This is a genomic window from Aquimarina sp. AD1 (assembly GCF_003443695.1).
GTDB lineage: Bacteria > Bacteroidota > Bacteroidia > Flavobacteriales > Flavobacteriaceae > Aquimarina > Aquimarina latercula.
On record NZ_CP031966.1, the window covers coordinates 4,599,310 to 4,618,873 of the forward strand.

The window sequence follows — 19,564 nt, forward strand, 5'->3', positions numbered from 1 at the left end:
TAGTTGAGATAGGATAGGGGGTTTTGGGATAAAAAAAACAGCCATCAGGCTGTTTTTAATATTGTTCTAAAAATTTCCGTTGACTCCGATCCGAATTTTTTTGATCATTTCTTCATAATATAAAATGGACCATATTATTTTTTCAGTATCAGCATAAGGCACGAACTCTGTTATTAAATTACTAGTGCTTCCAAAGGCATCCGTAGTTGTCTCGTGATGTTTTTTTAGAAGTTTTTGATTGTCCGAGTTTTCTTTTATTCCAATATCTGAAAGACTAACATTAGCTTCATTAGTTAATGCTATATATGGAAGTACGGTAATGATTTCATTTGCTCTCTCTATATATAATTTAACAAGTTGTCCCTTTTTTAGATTTTCTAATTCATCAATAGTGTGAAACTTGTTAATCATTGTGCTCTGGTCAAAAAGAATATTGTTTTTAGTTTGAGCAAAACTGGTAGTAACTATAAAAAGGAAAAAAAATATTTTAGTAATCGATTTCATCATTAGGTTGTTAAATAATTATAGCGTAAATTTTATTTTACTGCATTACTGTGTAACTATCACGTGCTTGTTTTAATGTAAATTCTGGGTTTTTATTGTCTAGAGGTTTCTCAAATAGATCAGAAACATTTCTAAACTGTGTTGTAAACATATTATATTTTAATAATTTCTGCGCTTCTGATTTTGGTTCTAAATTGGTTAAAACATTTGCATCGTGTACGTTAAAGATACTATTTTCTAAAGAAAATGAATTAGCTAACTCAGTAAAAGATCTATAAGAATTGTCAAATTTTACCACATTAGCAAATCCCGATATTTTTGAATCTAGAAAATTTAGTTGTGCTAAATTTTTTGAAGAAATCGCAGCAGTAGTATGTTGGTAATTGCTGTTGTCAGAGAGATTAATTAAAGTAGCCTGCGAAATTTTTACATAAGAGAGTTTTTTAGAGGTCAACCCTAGTTTTTTATCATATCCATCTATCTCAATTGCATAAGATCCACTAACATCTGATATATAAGGGTGTCTAACGGCTACAATATTATATAATTCTCCTCTATATCCTAAGGTAAAATCATAATCGTCATCCTTGGCTTTATAAGAAATTAGATTATTTATATTAAATGTACCTCCGAAAAATTCAAAAGAATCATCGGCAGAATGGCTAATCATAATGTTGTTTAGAATAGATTTCTTTCCTAAAGCATACAGAGATAATCCATTTAACTCTTTTGATTGATTGATTTTTTTTCCTGCATACTCAATTCTCACATAAGTCATAATTGCAGTCATTTCTTGATCATCGTTTCCTCCATATAATGAATAATGAGGAAGAAAATCTCCTTCAATAATTCCTGCTTCTGATGGAGAGTTTATAATCCCAGATCCCGCAATTACTATTCCTCCCCAATCTCCGCTTTTTCTCGCTTTAGGAGATTTGCTAGATGTAAAAACTATAGGTTGCCCCTTAAGTCCGCTTGCTATTAGTTGCGATCCTTTAGTAATTACTAAGCTTGTAGAGGTTTCATTATCACATCTAATAATTGTGCCTTCTTGAATAGTTAGCGTAGCTCCGTTGGTTACATAAGTATTACCAGACAATAGGTATACTGAATCATTTGATAAATAAGTGTCTCTATCAATGATATTGGGAATGTCGCTATCAGGTTCTGGATATGCTTCGTGATTAGGGTCAAAGTTGGTCCATCCTTTTGTCCATTTCATAGGATTATCATTCATTGCGTTTTGAGATGATAAAAACAAAGGGAAAAATATAAGAAATGCAAGGGGGAAAATAGCTGGTTTCATAACTTTTTGCGGGGTTTATTTTTCGGGTAAAATTATAATTATAAGAATTAGAGGTATTGGATCTAACTTTACTAAATAGTTAATCCAATTTTAACAAATTTATTGTGCGACAACCATTATTTCTTTAATGAAATAACTTTTTAATATACGAGATATCGTTTGCGAAGTTTTAATATTTTGATTTTAAAAGGTTTATAAATATTGCTATATCCAATTAAAATCCCATGCTTTTTTGTAGTTTTCCCAGTACTAATGTACTAAGAAATAAACATAAAAAAAATTTATTACTAATGATGGTTAATTCCAATAGTAATTTTTATGCAAAATGGAGTATTAGCACATTATAATTAAAAAAATGATAAGAATCTTCTATATAGGATAGATAAAAACAAGTTTAATTCTTAGTTCCTGTTGTGTCTTTTTTCTTTTTCTTGCCCAGAAAACCTCCTAAAATATCTTTGGCTGCATCTTTTAATTTATCTTCTGGTTTGTCCGTAGTTGTTTTTGTTGAGTCTTTATCTTTTTTAGAACCACCTAATAAATCTGTAAGTACCTTAGTTCCTTCGTTAACGATTTTACCGGTTGCTTTTTCCTTCTGTTTGTCTATAATTTGTTGTGTAAGTTGCTTAACTGCTGTACCAGTATTAAGATTGATTTTCGGGTTCGAAAAATTTCCAGATATTCCAATCGGAAGTGCTACTGTCATGTCTTTAGATTCTTGATCGCTAAGTTTAGAGAGTAATCCACCAACTTCGTTACCTAAATATTTTGCGGGTACATCCAATGATACGTTATAATCCATGTTCATATCAAAACTGTGACTTCCTCCTGCAGTTATTTTAATACCTTCTATATCAAAATCGAATGGCTTTACATTGATTTTTCCATCATCGAAACTAAGAGATGTCTTAATGTCTTTTAAGTCTAGCTTGTCTAGGTCTAAAAAATTTAACTGACTATCTAAGTTAGATAGTAGTGGTGTTTGCGCAGTGTTTACTTTAGCATTTAATATTTCTGCTAGTGCATTTCCTTTTACAGAATTAAGAACTGGAGTAAGATCATTGTTTAGGTTACCATTTATATTGATTTGTGTTGTTAATGCTCCTGTTAGTGCTTTTGCGATCGGTGCTAAACCTTGCAATAGCTCTAGGCTTGAAAATGATTTCGCAATATTTATTTTACTTAGATCTAGATTCATCCCAAAATTCGGAGTTTCGGATTTAGTAGATACTTTCCCATTAAACGCTAATCCACCATCAAAAAGGTTAGATGTTACGTTCTGTAAATATGCTGTTTCGTCATTTATTTTTACACTCCCTTTGGTATTTCGTAATTCTAGATTATCGTAAATTACTTTTTTTGCATCAAAATTCAACGTAGCATCAATAAAAGATGGGATTTTAAGAGGGTCACTTGATGTTTCTTCTTCAGTCTGTTCTTCAGCTGTTTCATTTCCAGCGACCATAAAATCATTTACCGCAAAAACTTCGGAAGTAACATCAAAGGTTCCTTTAAGATCTTGTTTAGAAAATAGAAACCCCATTAAGTTGTTTATAGTTCCCTGAGCAGCAAGATCCGATTTTCCTGTAGTCACTTGCATTTTATCCAGTGTAATGGTCTCTGGTTTAAAATTTACATTTGCTTTTTCTATGTTTATCTCACTCGGTAATTCTGGTGATGCATACGTAAACTTATCCAAACTAATGGTTCCAGCGCTTTTTACGTTTTGATATTGTTCTTTTTCTAAAGATAGCATATCAAATTTCGTATTTACATTTGCCTTAAGTATTCCATTAAGTTGTTGTTCTAGTTCTAAAGGATATGCTTTATCCAAATTAGCAAGATTTAAAGTCCCGTTTACTGCCATATCCACAATCATATTTGTAGTAACATTTCTTAGGCTTCCTTTGGCAGCAAAAGTATCTTGGTCAATTTTAAAAGTAAGATTTCCGATGTTAACATAGATGTCATCTGCTAAACCAGTATCATTTTTTATTTGAGTATCGATATTAATGTTTTGAACACTCTTTGGAAGATCTGGATACTTAAAAGAAGCATTGTGAGAGGCAATTTGGATATCCATTTTTGGGATATATACATCATCAGCTTTTCCTTTAATAACACCATTAACCGAAAAATCTCCTGTGGTTTGTACGCCATCTAGGTTTTTAGCATAGACTTCTGGTATAACCGCTAGAAAGTTTTTAAAATCTGAAGTTGGTGTTTTAAAACTAAGATCAACGTCGGTGTATTTCTCAAATAATTGTACAAATCCTTCGAATTCTAATGGCAATTGATTTACCAGTGCTTTATTTTCTTTAAAAGCGTATCGTTGATTTTCTAGATCTAGTTCTAATTCTGCGTCAAGTTTTAGTGCGTTTTTATTCAGGTATTGGGTGTCATCTAAGCTAAAAGAGACTTCAGAACTAGATTCAGTGTCTAATATAATATTTTCTCCAGATAGAGATCCGTCACCACTATGATTTACATTAGTCATAAGTAAAGCAATCTTTCCTACATCATCTTTGTACAATAGCTTACTGTTATTTATTTCGTAATGATCTAATTCGAAAGTAAAAGAACCTCCTTCTTCGTTATCGGTAGTTTTTGTTTCTCCTGATTCTTTTGCTATATCAAAATTGGAATTTCCTAAAGAGTCTGTTTTTATAGCAATATTGGCTTCGTCGATTATGAATTTTTGAACACTAATAGCTTCTTCTGCGCCTTTAAATAGTTCATTTATGGACATGTCCAGAGATATCTTTTTAGCATACGCTAGCGTATCTCCTTCAAAAGGGGCAAAATTAATAATAGAAAGCTCATCAATGATTACAGATGCTTTTGGAAAACTTCTGAGTAAACTAATGTCTACATCTGCAAAATCGACTTTTGCATTTACGTGTTCGTTTGCTAAGTATCGTATTTTATCTTTAATGGTTCCTCCAAAAAGTAAAGGAATAGAAATAACTGCTATTACAAGAATAACTATAAGAATACCGAAGATTTTGAGGGCTTTTTTAACCATTATGATTGCTTTTTGTGTAAAGTAACGATTTACAAAGGTACAATGTTGCGGTATTTGAGTTAACTATTTGTTAGATTTTTTAAATTTCTAATGCTAATTCTCCTCCTTGTTTTAATTTGAACCTTTTTCTTAGTATAAAAACACTTAGGTAAAGAATAGGAGTGTCTAATGCGGCTACTAATATTTTAAATAAAAAACCATTAAGTAAAAGTATTCCAAAACGATCCCAATCGATGATTCCTGTAGAGCATAATAATACCAGGACGGTAAGTGTGTCTATAAATTGCGAAGAAAATGTAGAGAAGTTATTTCTGATCCAAAGATGTTTTCCTTTCGTAACTTTTTTCCAAAAGTGAAAAACCTGAATGTCTATATATTGAGCAAAAAGATATGCCATCATCGATGCAAAAACAGCTATTGCGGTTGCACCAAAAACCTCTGTAAATGTTTCGTCATTGATCGGTGACCAGCTGGTTGCAGGAACTTCTTTAGAAGCATAGATAATTAGTAGGGAAAAGAAAGAAGCAAAAATACCTGCGGTAACTATTTGGTTAGCTTTTCTTTTTCCATATACTTCACTAATAATATCTGTTATTAAAAAAGTAATAGGATACGGTAATATTCCAACAGAAATCTCAAAAGTATACACACCGAAAAAATCCCAATAAAAAAACTTCTGAAATATAAGGTTTGAGGCTACTAATGAGGAAATAAATAAAGCTCCAAGAATTAGGTAAATTCTATATGCGAGGATTTTATCTTTTAGATTCAGAGGAGTGTTATTCAAAATACAATTAGTTCATAATACTTCACGCAAAAATAAGGTGAAGTGGTTTTGTTTTCCTTAATTTGCTCTTAAAAGTACGGACTTCTATTCAGAATATAAAAAACGGAAATTGAAAACACCCAGTCATATACATATCTCGTTAGGTAGTAATATCGGAAATCGATTGGATTACCTCCAAAAAGCGGTAGAAGCCATTTATAATACTATTGGTGATGTTGTTAAAATTTCTGGGGTTTATCAAACTCCAGCCTGGGGTTTTAGTAGTGATGATTTTTATAATGCTTGTGTCTTAATAAAGACTTTTTATACAACTGAAGAAGTTTTGGATAAATTATTAGAGATTGAAAACTCTTCAGGAAGAAACAGAACAGATAAACAAGGTTATGAAGCTAGAACAATAGACTTAGACGTTGTTTTTTCCTCTGAAGGAATTATACAAACTCAAAAGCTCGTGGTTCCACATCCATCAATGCAAGATCGAATATTTGTATTGAAACCTCTGGAAGAAATTGCAGCAGAACAGCTACATCCAGTATTAAAACAAACAGTAAGTCAATTGTTAGGTAGTACTAAAGATACATCTAAGGTCACTAAACTTAAAGAGGTCATATCAAATCCAAAAGACACATATTCATTATCAACAGTTCAGTATCTAACGATTGAAGGTAATATCGGCGCAGGAAAAACAAGTTTAGCTCATTTAATTTCGGAAGAATTTAATGCAAAATTGGTGTTAGAACGTTTTGCAGACAATCCATTTTTACCAAAATTCTATGAGGATATGGAACGATATGCTTTTCCGTTAGAAATGTCATTTTTAGCAGATCGATATCAACGATTACAGGATGATATTGGTCAGTTTGATCTTTTTAAGGATTTTGTAGTAAGCGATTATGATGTTTTTAAATCATTAATTTTTGCTCAGGTAACACTTCAAGAAGAGGAGTATAAATTGTACAAAAAGGTTTTCGATATTATGTACAGAGATTTGCCAAAACCTAGGTTGTATTTGTATTTATATCAAAACACAGAACGTTTGCTAGAAAATATTAAAAAAAGAGGGCGTGACTACGAACAAAAAATCCCTGCCGAATATCTTGATAAAATCAACCAAGGATATTTGCAATTTATAAAAGCGCAATCACACCTTAACGTTAAAATTATCGATATATCCGAAAGAGATTTTATTTCGAATAGAACAGATTACATTTGGGTTCTAAACCAATTACTTAACTAGATTTATCCTTTCTGAAGGTCACTAGCTACTTTTTGAACTTCGTCTAAAACGCGAAGCAAATTACCACTCCATAATTTTTCTATTTGTGCTTCAGTATATCCACGTTTTACTAGCTCTAGTGTTACATTAAAAGTTTCTGAAGCATCACTCCAACCTTCAATTCCACCACCACCATCAAAATCAGAACTTATTCCTACGTGTTCGATGCCAATTTTATCAACCATATAATCTATGTGATTTACAAAATCTACAACATCAACGGCAGGAGGTAGGTCATTCATTGTTTTAACTTTAGCTCTTCGTATCGCAGCCATTTTTCCTAAAAAGTCGTAATAAGTTTCTTTTTCTTCAGAACTAAGCTTCATTACTTCATCTCGCTCTAACCAAGTAACTCCCATAGAATCCGCTATTTGTTTTCCGATTTCCACTTCTTTAACGACTCTTTTTTCGAACTTTTGGGTATTTAGATATGATGTAAAAGCAACTGTCTGAACGACACCACCATTTTCTTTTAGCCACTGTAATTGTTCGTCATCTAGATTTCTGCTATGATCGCATAATGCTCTAGCCGAGGAGTGAGAAGCTATAATTGGAGCTTTAGAAAGTTCAATCATCTGGCGCATGGATTCTTTTGATGGATGAGAAACATCAATCATCATACCCCATTTATTCATTTCTGCAACAACTTCTTTTCCAAGCTCACTAAGTCCATTATGTAACCAAACATCATCTGCTTCTCCAGTATTAGAATCACAAAGTTGACTATGACCATTATGAGATAAAGACATATATCTAGCACCAAGGTCATAAAACTTTTTTACATTACTGATATCGGTTCCGACAGGATATCCGTTTTCAATACCTATCATAGCCACTTTTTTACCTGATTTATGAATGCTGCGTACATCATCAGAATTCCTTGCTAATGCTATTTGATCAGGAGCTAGAGTATCAACTAATCTATGGATGGCATCAAATTTTGACATAGCAATTTTATGGGCCTTTTTAAAACCTTCTGCATTTAATGAATCCTGACCTGTGTATACAATAAACCAAGCTACATCTAAACCACCTTTTTTCATTTTTGGTAATGTAATCTGAGAGTTTAAATCTTGCGTGTAATTAATAGAGTCGGTAAAGTTCTTTATGTTAATATCGCAGTGAGTGTCTAGCGTAATGACATTTTTATGTATTTCTTTTGCTTTGGAGATTAGTTGAGCCTCTGTCATGGATTCTTCTTTTTTAGGTTCTTCTTTTTTTTGGTTGCAACCAATTAAAGTTAAACAGATGGCCAGTAGTATAGAGATGTGTTTCATTATGAAATAATAATTGAGTTAGTGAGCCTTAAACTTACAAAACAAATCCCAAACTACTACTCCAGTACTAACCGAAATGTTTAGAGAGTGTTTACTACCATACTGAGGAATTTCTATAACACTATCACTTGCAGAAACGACCTCTTGTTGAACACCTTTTACTTCGTTCCCAAAAATCACCGCATAGGTTTGATTAGATTCAGGTGTAAAATCATGTAGCATAGTAGCATTTTCTGCTTGTTCAATGGATAGAATTTTTATGTTTTCTGATTGTAATTTAACAACTAAATCCATAGTATCTTCTGTGTGTTCCCAATCTACAGTTTCTGTTGCTCCAAGGGCGGTTTTCTGAATGTCTTTATGTGGTGGAGTAGCAGTAATACCGCATAAATATATTTTTTTGATTAAAAAAGCATCTGCAGTTCTAAAGACAGATCCAATATTATTGAGACTTCTAATATTATCAAGAATAATTATCAAAGGAGTTTTTTCAGCTTCTTTGAATTCAGCAACCGTTTTACGATCAAGTTCGCTGTTTTTTAGTTTTCTATTCATTTCTAAAAGTTTACAGTGTCTAGTTGGCAATATGCAGTAAATGTTTTGTGTTAATGATTTAATCTATTCTTTGACGCCAAACTTTCCGGGATTGTTAATCATATAATTTATTAGATTCCCTACTTCTAAACTTAATGAAGTAAGTTGGTCAAAAGTTTTTTGATCAATATATTTACAAGCTAAAGAAAATTCAAGCCAAGTCTGAGTCTCTGCATTTTCCGAATCGCAATCTGTTAGTTTACTTATAAAGTGTTTAGGATATTTTCGTTTTCTATATGATTCAGAAATATTTGCAGTTACACTTCTCGAAGATCGCCTTATTTGATCAATAAGGGAGTATTTTTCCTCTTTTGGGAAGTTTTTTGTAATCTCAAATATTTTCATGGCTAAATCAAAAGAATTTTTATACGCTAGTAGATTCTTAAAATCCATATTTGTTTTGAAATTTTGTCAAAGGTATAATTTTCTTCTTTGTATGTTATATAATATTAGTTGGACTACTAAGAGGTTTTTTTTGAATGTTTATTCTCTAGATATGGTTTTACGCTGCCAACTGGAAACTTAATACTACCCTCTCCTTTAGAGAAATTGTGAATAAAAATGAATAACTCCTGTTGGTTAGGTTTCAAAAAAAAATGGAGAATACCTACATTAGCCACAGTAGAAAAATTAGATACTCTTGGCACCAAAAAAAGTAAAAAAAGAAAAGAAAGTAACACCGCTAATGAAGCAGTATAATGCTATTAAGGCTAAATACCCGGATGCATTATTACTATTTAGAGTAGGTGATTTTTATGAGACTTTTGGAGAAGATGCTATTAAGGCAGCAGCGATTCTTAATATTGTACAGACCAAGAGAGGTAATGGAAGTGAACACGAAACTGCATTGGCAGGATTTCCGCATCATTCTCTAAACACATACTTGCCTAAATTAGTTAAGGCAGGAGAAAGAGTGGCAATCTGTGACCAATTAGAAGATCCTAAGCAGACAAAAACGATTGTAAAAAGGGGAGTGACTGAATTGGTAACTCCTGGAGTTGCTCTAAATGATGAGGTATTACAGAGTAAAACTAATAATTTTTTGTGTGCGCTGCATTATGGTAAAAAAGAATTAGGTGTTGCATTTTTAGATGTTTCTACAGGAGAGTTCCTGACTGCTCAAGGCGATGTAGCACAGATGGATAAATTACTACGTAATTTTAGCCCAAGTGAAGTGTTAATACCTAAACCTAAAAAACAAGCTTTTCAAAATGATTTTGGAAATGATTTTCATACTTTTTTTCTAGAAGATTGGGTTTTTAAAACGGATTATGCAAATGAGACATTAAATGCTCATTTTGAGACGACATCTCTAAAAGGTTTTGGAGTAGATCATTTACAAGAAGGTGTTATAGCGGCTGGGGTAATTCTTCATTATTTAGGAGAAACGCAGCATCATAAATTACAACATATTACTTCCATACAACGGATTGCAGAGGATGAGTATATATGGATGGATCGTTTTACAATTCGAAACTTGGAATTGTATAACCCTAATGCAGTCAATGCTGTAACGTTAATAGATGTTATTGATAAAACAATTTCTCCAATGGGAGGACGTACACTAAAACGTTGGTTAGCTTTACCACTTAAAAATGTAGTTAGTATTCAAAAACGTCATGAAGTAGTTCAATACCTTTTAGATAATGGAATGCTACACCAAAAGGTCCAACATCAGATTAAACAAATTGGAGATATTGAACGTTTGATTTCTAAAGTTGCTACAGGAAAAGTCAATCCCAGAGAAATTATTCAATTAAAAAACTCTTTAGAAGCAATAGTTCCCATAAAAGCGCAAGCAACTAATAGTGATAATGAGGCCTTAAAAGTAATAGGGGATACCTTGCATGATTGCGAATTGTTGCGTAACAAAATAAAAGAAACGCTGAATGAAGAAGCTCCTGTAAATATCCTTAAAGGTAATTCCATAGCGGATGGTTATTTAGACGAATTAGATGAATTACGTTCGATTGCATTTTCTGGGAAAGATTATTTAGATAAGATGTTAGAGCGGGAAACAGAAGCTACCGGAATAACTTCTTTAAAAATAGCCTCCAATAATGTTTTTGGGTATTATATCGAAGTACGTAACACCCATAAAGATAAAGTTCCTGAAACTTGGATACGGAAGCAAACACTGGTTAATGCAGAAAGATATATCACAGAAGAGTTAAAAGAATACGAAGCTAAAATTCTTGGAGCCGAAGAAAAAATTCTAACGCTAGAACAACAGTTGTTTAGTGATTTAATTATTTGGATGAATGAGTATATCAAGCCGGTGCAATTAAATGCTAGTTTGATCGGACAATTGGACTGTTTATGTTCTTATGCTCAATTAGCTGAAGAAAACAACTATACACGTCCGTTGATAGATGATTCCTATACGCTAGAAATTAAAAATGGACGTCATCCAGTAATTGAAAAACAATTACCACCAGGAGAACAGTACATAGCTAATGATGTTTCTTTAAATAAGGAAGATCAGCAGATGATTATGATTACGGGACCTAATATGAGTGGTAAGTCTGCAATATTGAGACAAACAGCCTTAATCGTCTTATTAGCACAAATGGGAAGTTTTGTTCCTGCAGATGAGGCTAAAATTGGAGCCGTAGATAAAATATTTACTAGAGTAGGAGCAAGCGATAATATCTCTATGGGAGAATCCACGTTTATGGTAGAGATGAATGAAACCGCAAATATTCTAAATAATATTTCGGACAGAAGTTTGGTATTGCTTGATGAAATAGGACGTGGTACAAGTACCTATGATGGGATTTCTATTGCTTGGGCAATTAGTGAATTTCTTCATGAGCATCCAGCGAGACCAAAAACCTTATTTGCTACGCATTATCATGAGCTTAATGAAATGTGTGAAACCTTTAAGAGGATTAAAAATTATAATGTAGCTGTAAAAGAGTTAAAAGATAATGTGTTGTTTCTTCGTAAACTAGTTCCTGGAGGCAGTGAGCATAGTTTTGGAATCCATGTAGCTAAAATGGCAGGAATGCCTCAACAAGTATTGCATAGAGCAAATAAGATGCTTAAAAAGTTAGAAAAATCGCATAGTAGCGAAGAGCTTACGGATAAGATAAAAGGGATTCAGGAAGAGGATGAGCTACAATTAAGTTTTTTTAATCTAGATGATCCACTATTGGAAGAAATTAAGGATGAAATTGTAAATATTGACATTGATACGCTTACTCCTGTAGAAGCTTTGATGAAATTAAATGAGATTAAACGTATGTTAACCAGGAAGAAAGCTTCTACAGTGTAAAGTTTTTTACACTTTTTTGCGAAAAGACTTTGGTATTACTAGAAATGTTTTAAATTTGCATCCGCAATAACGAATTGCGAAGTTCATAAAATTACTGCGAAAGTAGCTCAGGGGTAGAGCATCACCTTGCCAAGGTGAGGGTCGCGAGTTCAAATCTCGTCTTTCGCTCTGAGGAAATATACCACGCTCGGGTGGTGGAATTGGTAGACACGTTGGACTTAAAATCCAATGTCCATTAGGACGTACGGGTTCAAGTCCCGTCCCGAGTACTTAAAGCCTTCTTAATCTTTTGATTTTGAAGGCTTTTTTGTTTTTTAAGTATTTCTTTTTTTGAAAAAAATCGTTAGATCGATTACTCGATTTAGGGAGAAATGCACTTCGATAAGTTAGGTGAAGTTTTCAAGAACAGAAGACCCCAACATAGGTAGTTTGTCAAACTTTAGTTGTATAACTCCTTCCTTTCAGAATAGCTAAAAAAATATTTACTACAAAAATGATTTGTCCTATACTGATAATCAAAATAAAGAGCCAAATAGATGAATTGGAGACATGAGAGTTCGTATAGTAGCTTTTGCCTAAAAAATAGTCTACTAAAAATTCTTGGATGTTATTTATCAAGATAATTCCAATCGTAAAAATTAAATGTAAGAGATTTAATAAGGTTACAGTTTTAAAATTGAAACGTTCTAACAACCAATATATAAAACCAGTTAGGCCAAAAAGGATACTTATTAGGATTATTAATTGTTGCCGTGAAAAAACATAATAAGTGTCATGAATATTTACATCTAATGTTTGATCAGCTTCATAATAGGAAATAAGCAATAATAAAGGAATAATACCCCAAAAAAGTAAATATGGTTTTTTTAGTAGTTTTAATAACATCGGTTTATTAAATTTTGCTGATTAATTGATCCACTCTAAGTCATGTCCCACTTCTCCTTCTTCTATTTCTCCAACGTTGAATCCTAAAATTTCTGTAGCGACCTTTTTAAAATTAGTTTTCCATAAAAGCCATTCATCTTCCTCCATATTAGCCACGAGTTGGAGTCCACTTGGTTCTACAGAAGCGATTATGTGTTTTTCATCTTCATTAAAACTAAACCAATGTGGTAAACCTTCATATCCTTTATTTTTTGTACCAAAACCTAACCATCCAGGCATCTTCATATATACTAGTTCTATTGTATCCCAAATTTCTTTGGGAAGATCGTATCTTATATTTAGGTTGCATTCTTGAAACATCTTATTTTAAACATATTGATTATTCATACATAGAAGCTCCTTTGATAATATCTGCAAATACTTTCCATTGAGCTTCATCTGCATTAATACCTTGATTTGTGTTTTTATAATATTGCTGAACAGCATCAGAATATCGTATCATAGCTTCTAAAAAATCTTCCATCTTATGGTTTTCCCAATTCTCAGCATGCTCTTGATACTCTTTTAAGAGACCCTCTAGAAAATTAATAAACTCTTTTCTACTGTGAATATTAATCATTCTGTATGTTTCTATCGTTTTATTGAACTTTAATTATTTAATACATTTTTTTTCTAGAATGCTTACTCTTCGCAATTATTATATTTTCTCACGACATCTATAATATCCCACTCTCTAAGTTTTCTTTCTTTTATCAATTCAACTAAACTCTTACAAGATTGAAAAACTGATAAACTTTGTTTCCTAAAAGATCGGAATGGACCATTAGAATTCATAATAGTAGCGATACTATCGTCTTCTTTAATTGTATAGTAGTAATAAGGAATATTTCCTACATATGAACGTGATGCATATAATGAACACTTATCATGGATCAAATTTTGCAATAACAGGTATTTTCTGTTAGAGACTCTGACACAGTTGTAAACAACTGTGTCAGATAAAGAATTAACGAATGACACCCTATCTATATCTTTGGCTTTAAATTTTATTTTTTTTGACTTTCTATTTTCCTTAAAGGCTAAACTTTGATTAGAACTGAATGCAGAATTTCCTGGAGGAAGATATAATTTGAAGCGACCACTTAAAGTTTTTCCTGTTTTTAAAATAATTGTAGCATTCTCTATCCAAACATTATACTTCGTGCTATGTAGAGTAATTTCTTGTGATATAATAGAATTCAAGGTCATTAGAGTAATTATAAAGAATGTTACCTGCTTTTTCTTCATCGTTTATTAGACTTTATTTTTTTTAATTAAGTTATCGTTTTATTGAACTTTAGGTTTCAGAAGGATTATAGCAAATTTTAGTATAAATATAATAGGTCGCGATATTAGTAAGAGGTGTATACGAGATCAATGAAGTATTTTAAAAAGTATTCAATACAAAATAATAGCAAACCTAGTAGGATTGGCAATATTCCAATAATTCTTAATTTCTCTATCACCTAAAAATGCTTTTAATATTATTGAGCAAAATAAAAAGTGATTTTTTGTTGAATGTGTTTTCGGATATCCATCGAAATTGAGTATCTAAATCTTAAAAACCTTATCTGTATATCGATCTCCATTTACAGTGATGGCTTCGAAAATGTACAATCCAAAGTTTAAATTAGAAACATTCATTTTTGAAGAATTCAAATGGTGTTTTATTAATTTTCCTTGTAATGTGTATAGGTTTATTTCCTTTAAATTTTCAACACTATTTATTCTCAATTCATCCGAAACAGGATTAGGAAATACTGAAATACTTAAAATATCCTCCTTTATATTATGAACACCCAGAGTTTCGCAATCTTCACTATAATAAGCCGTGTCGTCTATTGACCAGCTATCTTTGCTTTCAGGAATGTTAATATTGTCAATCTTAATACAGCTTAAATTGGGGTTCAATTTTAATTGAACACTTAGGAGATTATCAGCATTACCTCCGTTTTTTAGGTTTACATATTCTAATTCATTTGCCCTTGCTTGAAAAACCCTTAATTTGTTGTTCTGGGATAAGTCTAAACTTCTAAGATCATTAAATTCACAATTAAAATGAGTTAAATCCGTATTGTTTGATAAGTCTAAATTTGTTAATATTCCTTCTTGACAAGCAAAATTTTCTAAAAGCCTATTTTGAGTAACATTTAAATTTTCTAAACCTCCAAAACGCTGAAAGCCACAAAACAATGTATTAAGCTCAGTGTTTTTCGAAAAATCTAAACTCTTCAACCTATTACCTGAACAGTTGAGACTTAAAAGGGCTGTGTTATTTGACAAATCTAAGTTAGTTAACTTATTAAAACCACAATTTATACTAATTAAATTAATGTTTTTTGTGAAATCCAAAGTAGAAATTCTGTTTGTGGTTATTAATATATGCTTTAGATTAATATTTTTTGAAATGTCTAAACTTGTTATTTGATTGTCCCAACAAGTTATACTTTCAAGTATTTCACTATCGGGAAGAATTAAATTAGTTAGAGCATTATCTGCACAGGTAAAATTTTTTAAATTAATGTTTTGGGATAAATCTAAGCTAGTAATGTCGTTACTATCTAAATCCAATTCTGTAAGCTTAATATTGTTTGACAAGTCTATGTTTGTAAGATAATTCCTTTTACAAATTAGGGCTTCTATATTAATAAACTTTTCAATTCCTGTTAAATCCCTAATACTTCCAGTTCCACATCTTATAGTTCCCGCGTATTGAATTGCCTCTGTTTCTTGTATTTCACTATCACCATTTGTATTGATATTAGGATGGTTTAACAAATAAGTCTTGAAATTAGAATCAGGAATATTTACAATTTGAGAATACCCAAAGGTTACTGTTAAGGTAAGAAAATAGATTAGGTGCTGTATCTTCATAATTATTAAATTTTTAAAGTGCAAAATTACTCATAATGATATAATTAAAACTCATATAAATGTTCATTCCTTAAAAAGTGTCAAATAAGCTTAAAATGTTACCACCAATTGTATTTTTTTTATATAATCTGTAATTCGCTTAGGTTTTTTTTGGAAAAGCCATCGTTTTGTTGAACTTAATGGGCTTATATATGGAATTTATCTGATTCTGCCCTAGTGGGGGATTAATTCAACTTACGAATTTTGAGTGTATCTTTCAGACTTCTCAAATTCGAGTTTCATTAAAACCATCATTTTAGAGTACTTTAATTTTTAAAATAGATTAATTATAATTAACTAAACAGTCATTAAGATTTATTATTACTGTTCCCCTTTCTAATTTCAGATTCATACTCATCTCCGCTCTTCTTTTTTCATTAGTGATTACCAAAACACTTTTTCACCAGATTGATACACGTATTCTTAGATGTATCTCACTGATGATTCATTAGTAGAAATCATCTATTTCAAAAAAAATAAAAACTCAGGGTAACATTTAGATATAAACGTACTCCTCCTACCAAATAAGCAATTGTTTCTAGGTCTGATCAACCTGTATAATTTTTTGCGAAGCAAAACGCGGCAGCCGAAAAGCGTATGAGTAGGCATTTCTTTTAAAACTAATACAATGAATTTTAAAAATATTTTAATGCTATTTTTTACAATAGTATCAGTTAACTTGGGGGTAGCACAGAATCTAGTGACTAACGGAGATTTTTCTAATTACAATACAAATTGTAATGATTATAGTTTTGCGTTTACTACCACCAGCAATAATTGCGTTCCTAATTGGAACTCCTTTTCTGGGAGTCCTTCATTGCACGGCGTATCGTCTAATCCACATGCTTGGATGTGGTCAGGAGGTTCTACTAATCATTATGAAAGTATACAAACTCCTATCGCATTTGAGACCGGAAAATGTTATGCAGTTTCTTTTAAAGTAAGAACTAATGATAGAGGTAATCAAGATATAAGTGATCACGGTACTATAAATGTAAGAGCTGTTAATTTTCAGAACGGTACCATCCTTAATGAACAAACTATTTTTTCTAATACCATAGGCACATATTTAGGAAATAACTGGCATTTGGTTACAACTACATTTACACCTAATGCAAACTATGCTAGACTTTTAATAAATCCGCTGTATACAGGTGGAGTAAAGCAGGCAGAAATGGCAATCGATAATATCGTTATAGAAGAAAGTCAATCTTTATCTGTTGATTTTCATTTTGAAGATACTGATGCTAATACTAAAGATGCTTTTTGTGATGGAGAGACAATTCTATTAAACGGAAGTGCTTCTCAGGGAGAGGTTCGTTATTTTATAGATGCTTGGAGAAGACCAACAGGAAGTACAGGTAGTTTTCAGTACGTATCTGGATTAGGTTGGACTACAGGACAATTGCAAACAGTTAATTTAACGACCCTATTTGCCGGTAATAATGTGAATTTTGAAGCTGGATATGAATATGAAATCAAAGTAGCATTGGGTAATGATTGTATCGGATGGTTGCCTTTAACCAAGCGATTTACAGTATTGCCTAATGTAGGATTAGATTCTAATTTTATCATGAATACTAGCTGTGCTGGTAATGGAACCATTACAGTACAGGTAACAGCAACAAACCCAAATGCGTATCAATGGTGGGGATTATTCGAAACACCAACTTCTATTGCTAATGGAGGTACACAAATAGGACCTATCCAAGGTGGAACAACGGTAACGTTTAGTGGACTAAGTAGGACTAAAAATTATTATATCAAACATGGAGTTTGGAAAGATTCTGATGAAAATTGTTATCCGTGGCAAGAAACTAGAAAAATTATTCCTAGTTCTGTTAGTTGGGCTGGATACACTACTGATTTTGCATTAAGTGTAAGTTCTAATTTTAATGGTCAGGTAAGTGTAAATGTACAGGCAGATAGTAATCCAGTTTCTGTATATCATGGATGGCAAGTGTATGATGTAAACCATAATGTAATCAGTGGATTTTGCTGTAATTCTGATATAGCTTCTTTTCAAGGACTTTTAATAAATACTTGGTATTATGTGAAACATGGAATCTGGAATGACTGCAAAGAATGGCAAGAAACTAGAAAATATTTTAGAGTTCAGATACAGGAAAGTGAAAATAATATTGGAGGCTTTATTTTAGAAACTAAAGAGTATCCTTTTGAGCCAGATAGTGCTTATACCAAAGAAATTAATGAGTTAGTTAATTCGGGTACTATTTATGAACTATATGAAGAATATGAAAGAGAGAATTCTTCAGATGATAAAAATACCGATCTATCTAAATTAGAGATGTATCCTAATCCGGTACAGTCAGGAAATACACTTACCATTTCGGGATCTTTTAATGATCCAATTAAAAGTATAGAACTGGTTGAGCTTTCTGGAAAAAGTACCTCGTTATCTTTTTCAGTTCAGAAAGAAAGTATCCAATTAGAGATTGATTCTAGGGTTTCTAAAGGAATGTATTTTGTTAGAATTATAAGAAATTCTGGTGAAGTAATTACCCAACAGTTAGCAATACAATAGAAATGTAAGAAACTAAAAACAACCATTTGATGAATTAAGTATATGGTTTGTCAAATGGTTTAATTGAATGATGGGATATATGTTTTTTATTATATCCGCATTGTTTCAAAAACTTTAAAAAGTAACTAATATTTATAAAAGAATAAAAATGAAAAATATTTTAAGAATAATAGTTTTAAGTACGTTGTTGATTGCTTGTTCGCAGGATGATACTCTTCTACAGCAAGAAGAAACTAGTATTAATACTAAAGAAGAAACTAAAGAGTCTTCTATGCTCAGTTTTGATTCGCAAGATGAATTTAAAGAGTTTATTGCTCAAAAAATGGAGTCGAAAGAAAACCTTTTAGATGAAGCAAGAATTGCTTTCGAAGAACGAGGAAGATTATCATTATTGTTAGTGTATAATAGTTTAGAAAAAGAGGAAGCTGAACAACTTGGTCTAAAAAGGGAAAATATTGCAAAGGTGGATTCTCCGGATAGTATGTTACTTTTTTTACTAAATGAGAATGGAGAAATTGGAATAGAAGATAAAATCTTTAGAATAGATGGAGATTTTGTCTACACATATACACGAGGATTTGGAAAAGTAATTAATGAGTTTATTGCTGCAAACGCCAAAGGTGATGTGCAAGTCCAAGACGGTGAGACGATCTCTTTTGGAGAAAATCTTACAGTATTTAAACATGAAAATAAAATAGAAGAAATCACTGAAAAATCAGCTTCTACAACAAAAGTGATTCGTGAATTTAATAGAAGAAAGGCAAGAATGATTGCTAAGCAATGGAATGGACTTTGGGCTTTTTATAGCTCGATAGGATCCGTTACTAAAACGCAAGAATGGTCAAAAGTGTTATGGTGGAGTGATTGGAAAGATGTAAAAACAGACAATAGATTAGAGTTTGAAGCGTCTTGGTATGCGCAAGATTTTTTTGAAGTATCTCCTCGAATAAAATCAAAGTCTAGTCATAATTATTGTAACTGTTATGAAGCCATAGATGTATATGATTGGAGTGCTGGTTTTATACCTGCAGAATTTACTCCCAGATCAGGGGTTACAAAACATTGGTCGCATTGGTATCCTGCTACTCCTAATACGGTAGGTACTTGGATTTACTACTAGTATTAGCTTATTGATA

The 19,564-nt window shown here is 31.9% G+C and carries 16 protein-coding genes and 2 tRNA genes; 7 read left to right on the plus strand and 11 right to left on the minus strand.

Features of this window, described 5'->3' with window-relative positions:
* Positions 1-66: 66 nt before the first annotated feature.
* The 4 genes from D1815_RS19730 to D1815_RS19745 form a co-directional block, all read right to left on the minus strand.
* Positions 67-411 (minus strand): hypothetical protein, encoded by a 345-nt coding sequence (locus D1815_RS19730; protein WP_147404113.1) that lies wholly within the window; start codon positions 409-411, stop codon positions 67-69.
* Between the two features lie 130 nt (positions 412-541).
* Positions 542-1,810: a hypothetical protein gene (locus tag D1815_RS19735; protein ID WP_118388981.1), complete on the minus strand. Its 1,269-nt coding sequence runs from the start codon at positions 1,808-1,810 to the stop codon at positions 542-544.
* 394 nt (positions 1,811-2,204) lie between these two features.
* Positions 2,205-4,835, minus strand: a complete 2,631-nt coding sequence (locus D1815_RS19740; RefSeq protein WP_118388982.1) for an AsmA family protein — start codon at positions 4,833-4,835, stop codon at positions 2,205-2,207.
* 79 nt (positions 4,836-4,914) lie between these two features.
* Positions 4,915-5,622, minus strand: a complete 708-nt coding sequence (locus D1815_RS19745) for a queuosine precursor transporter (protein WP_369899336.1) — start codon at positions 5,620-5,622, stop codon at positions 4,915-4,917.
* A 109-nt stretch (positions 5,623-5,731) separates the two neighbouring features.
* On the opposite strand from D1815_RS19745, the gene folK reads away from it, so the two are divergent.
* Entirely contained in the window at positions 5,732-6,859 is a 1,128-nt protein-coding gene (folK, locus tag D1815_RS19750) for a 2-amino-4-hydroxy-6-hydroxymethyldihydropteridine diphosphokinase (protein WP_118388983.1), read from the plus strand.
* Positions 6,860-6,861: 2 nt separating this feature from the next.
* Here the strand turns inward: folK and D1815_RS19755 are convergent, their stop codons facing one another.
* The 3 genes from D1815_RS19755 to D1815_RS19765 all read right to left on the minus strand — a co-directional run bounded on the left by D1815_RS19755 (position 6,862) and on the right by D1815_RS19765 (position 9,162).
* Positions 6,862-8,175, minus strand: coding sequence for a dipeptidase (locus tag D1815_RS19755; RefSeq protein ID WP_118388984.1), 1,314 nt, complete (start codon positions 8,173-8,175; stop codon positions 6,862-6,864).
* A gap of 18 nt (positions 8,176-8,193) precedes the next feature.
* Positions 8,194-8,730: an RNA methyltransferase gene (locus D1815_RS19760; protein WP_118388985.1), complete on the minus strand. Its 537-nt coding sequence runs from the start codon at positions 8,728-8,730 to the stop codon at positions 8,194-8,196.
* Between the two features lie 63 nt (positions 8,731-8,793).
* Complete coding sequence (locus D1815_RS19765; protein WP_118388986.1) at positions 8,794-9,162, minus strand: four helix bundle protein; 369 nt, start codon at positions 9,160-9,162, stop codon at positions 8,794-8,796.
* Between the two features lie 168 nt (positions 9,163-9,330).
* Here D1815_RS19765 and D1815_RS23775 point away from each other — a divergent pair, with 168 nt between their 5' ends.
* The 4 genes from D1815_RS23775 (at position 9,331) to D1815_RS19780 (ending at position 12,315) form a co-directional block, all read left to right on the plus strand.
* Positions 9,331-9,468, plus strand: coding sequence for a hypothetical protein (locus tag D1815_RS23775; protein ID WP_158594424.1), 138 nt, complete (start codon positions 9,331-9,333; stop codon positions 9,466-9,468).
* Positions 9,455-12,046: a DNA mismatch repair protein MutS gene (gene mutS / locus D1815_RS19770; protein ID WP_118388987.1), complete on the plus strand. Its 2,592-nt coding sequence runs from the start codon at positions 9,455-9,457 to the stop codon at positions 12,044-12,046. The genes D1815_RS23775 and mutS overlap by 14 nt, the downstream gene beginning before the upstream one ends.
* A 96-nt stretch (positions 12,047-12,142) precedes the next feature.
* Positions 12,143-12,214: transfer RNA gene (locus D1815_RS19775), tRNA-Gly, on the plus strand.
* A gap of 17 nt (positions 12,215-12,231) precedes the next feature.
* A tRNA-Leu gene (locus D1815_RS19780) sits at positions 12,232-12,315 on the plus strand.
* Positions 12,316-12,952: 637 nt separating this feature from the next.
* On the opposite strand, the gene D1815_RS19790 is transcribed toward D1815_RS19780, so the two are convergent.
* From D1815_RS19790 to D1815_RS19805, 4 genes are all read right to left on the minus strand, one after another.
* Positions 12,953-13,291, minus strand: a complete 339-nt coding sequence (locus D1815_RS19790) for a hypothetical protein (RefSeq protein ID WP_118388989.1) — start codon at positions 13,289-13,291, stop codon at positions 12,953-12,955.
* Positions 13,292-13,310: 19 nt separating this feature from the next.
* Positions 13,311-13,550, minus strand: a complete 240-nt coding sequence (locus tag D1815_RS19795; RefSeq protein WP_118388990.1) for a hypothetical protein — start codon at positions 13,548-13,550, stop codon at positions 13,311-13,313.
* Positions 13,551-13,612: 62 nt separating this feature from the next.
* Entirely contained in the window at positions 13,613-14,218 is a 606-nt protein-coding gene (locus D1815_RS19800; protein ID WP_118388991.1) for a hypothetical protein, read from the minus strand.
* Between the two features lie 303 nt (positions 14,219-14,521).
* Positions 14,522-15,844 (minus strand): T9SS type A sorting domain-containing protein, encoded by a 1,323-nt coding sequence (locus D1815_RS19805; RefSeq protein WP_118388992.1) that lies wholly within the window; start codon positions 15,842-15,844, stop codon positions 14,522-14,524.
* A gap of 667 nt (positions 15,845-16,511) precedes the next feature.
* Between D1815_RS19805 and D1815_RS19810 the strand changes: the two genes are divergently transcribed.
* A complete protein-coding gene (locus D1815_RS19810; protein WP_118388993.1) occupies positions 16,512-18,428 on the plus strand; it encodes a T9SS type A sorting domain-containing protein in 1,917 nt (638 codons plus the stop codon).
* Between the two features lie 148 nt (positions 18,429-18,576).
* On the plus strand, positions 18,577-19,548 hold the full coding sequence (locus D1815_RS19815; protein ID WP_118388994.1) for a hypothetical protein: 972 nt from the start codon (positions 18,577-18,579) through the stop codon (positions 19,546-19,548).
* Positions 19,549-19,564: the final 16 nt, after the last annotated feature.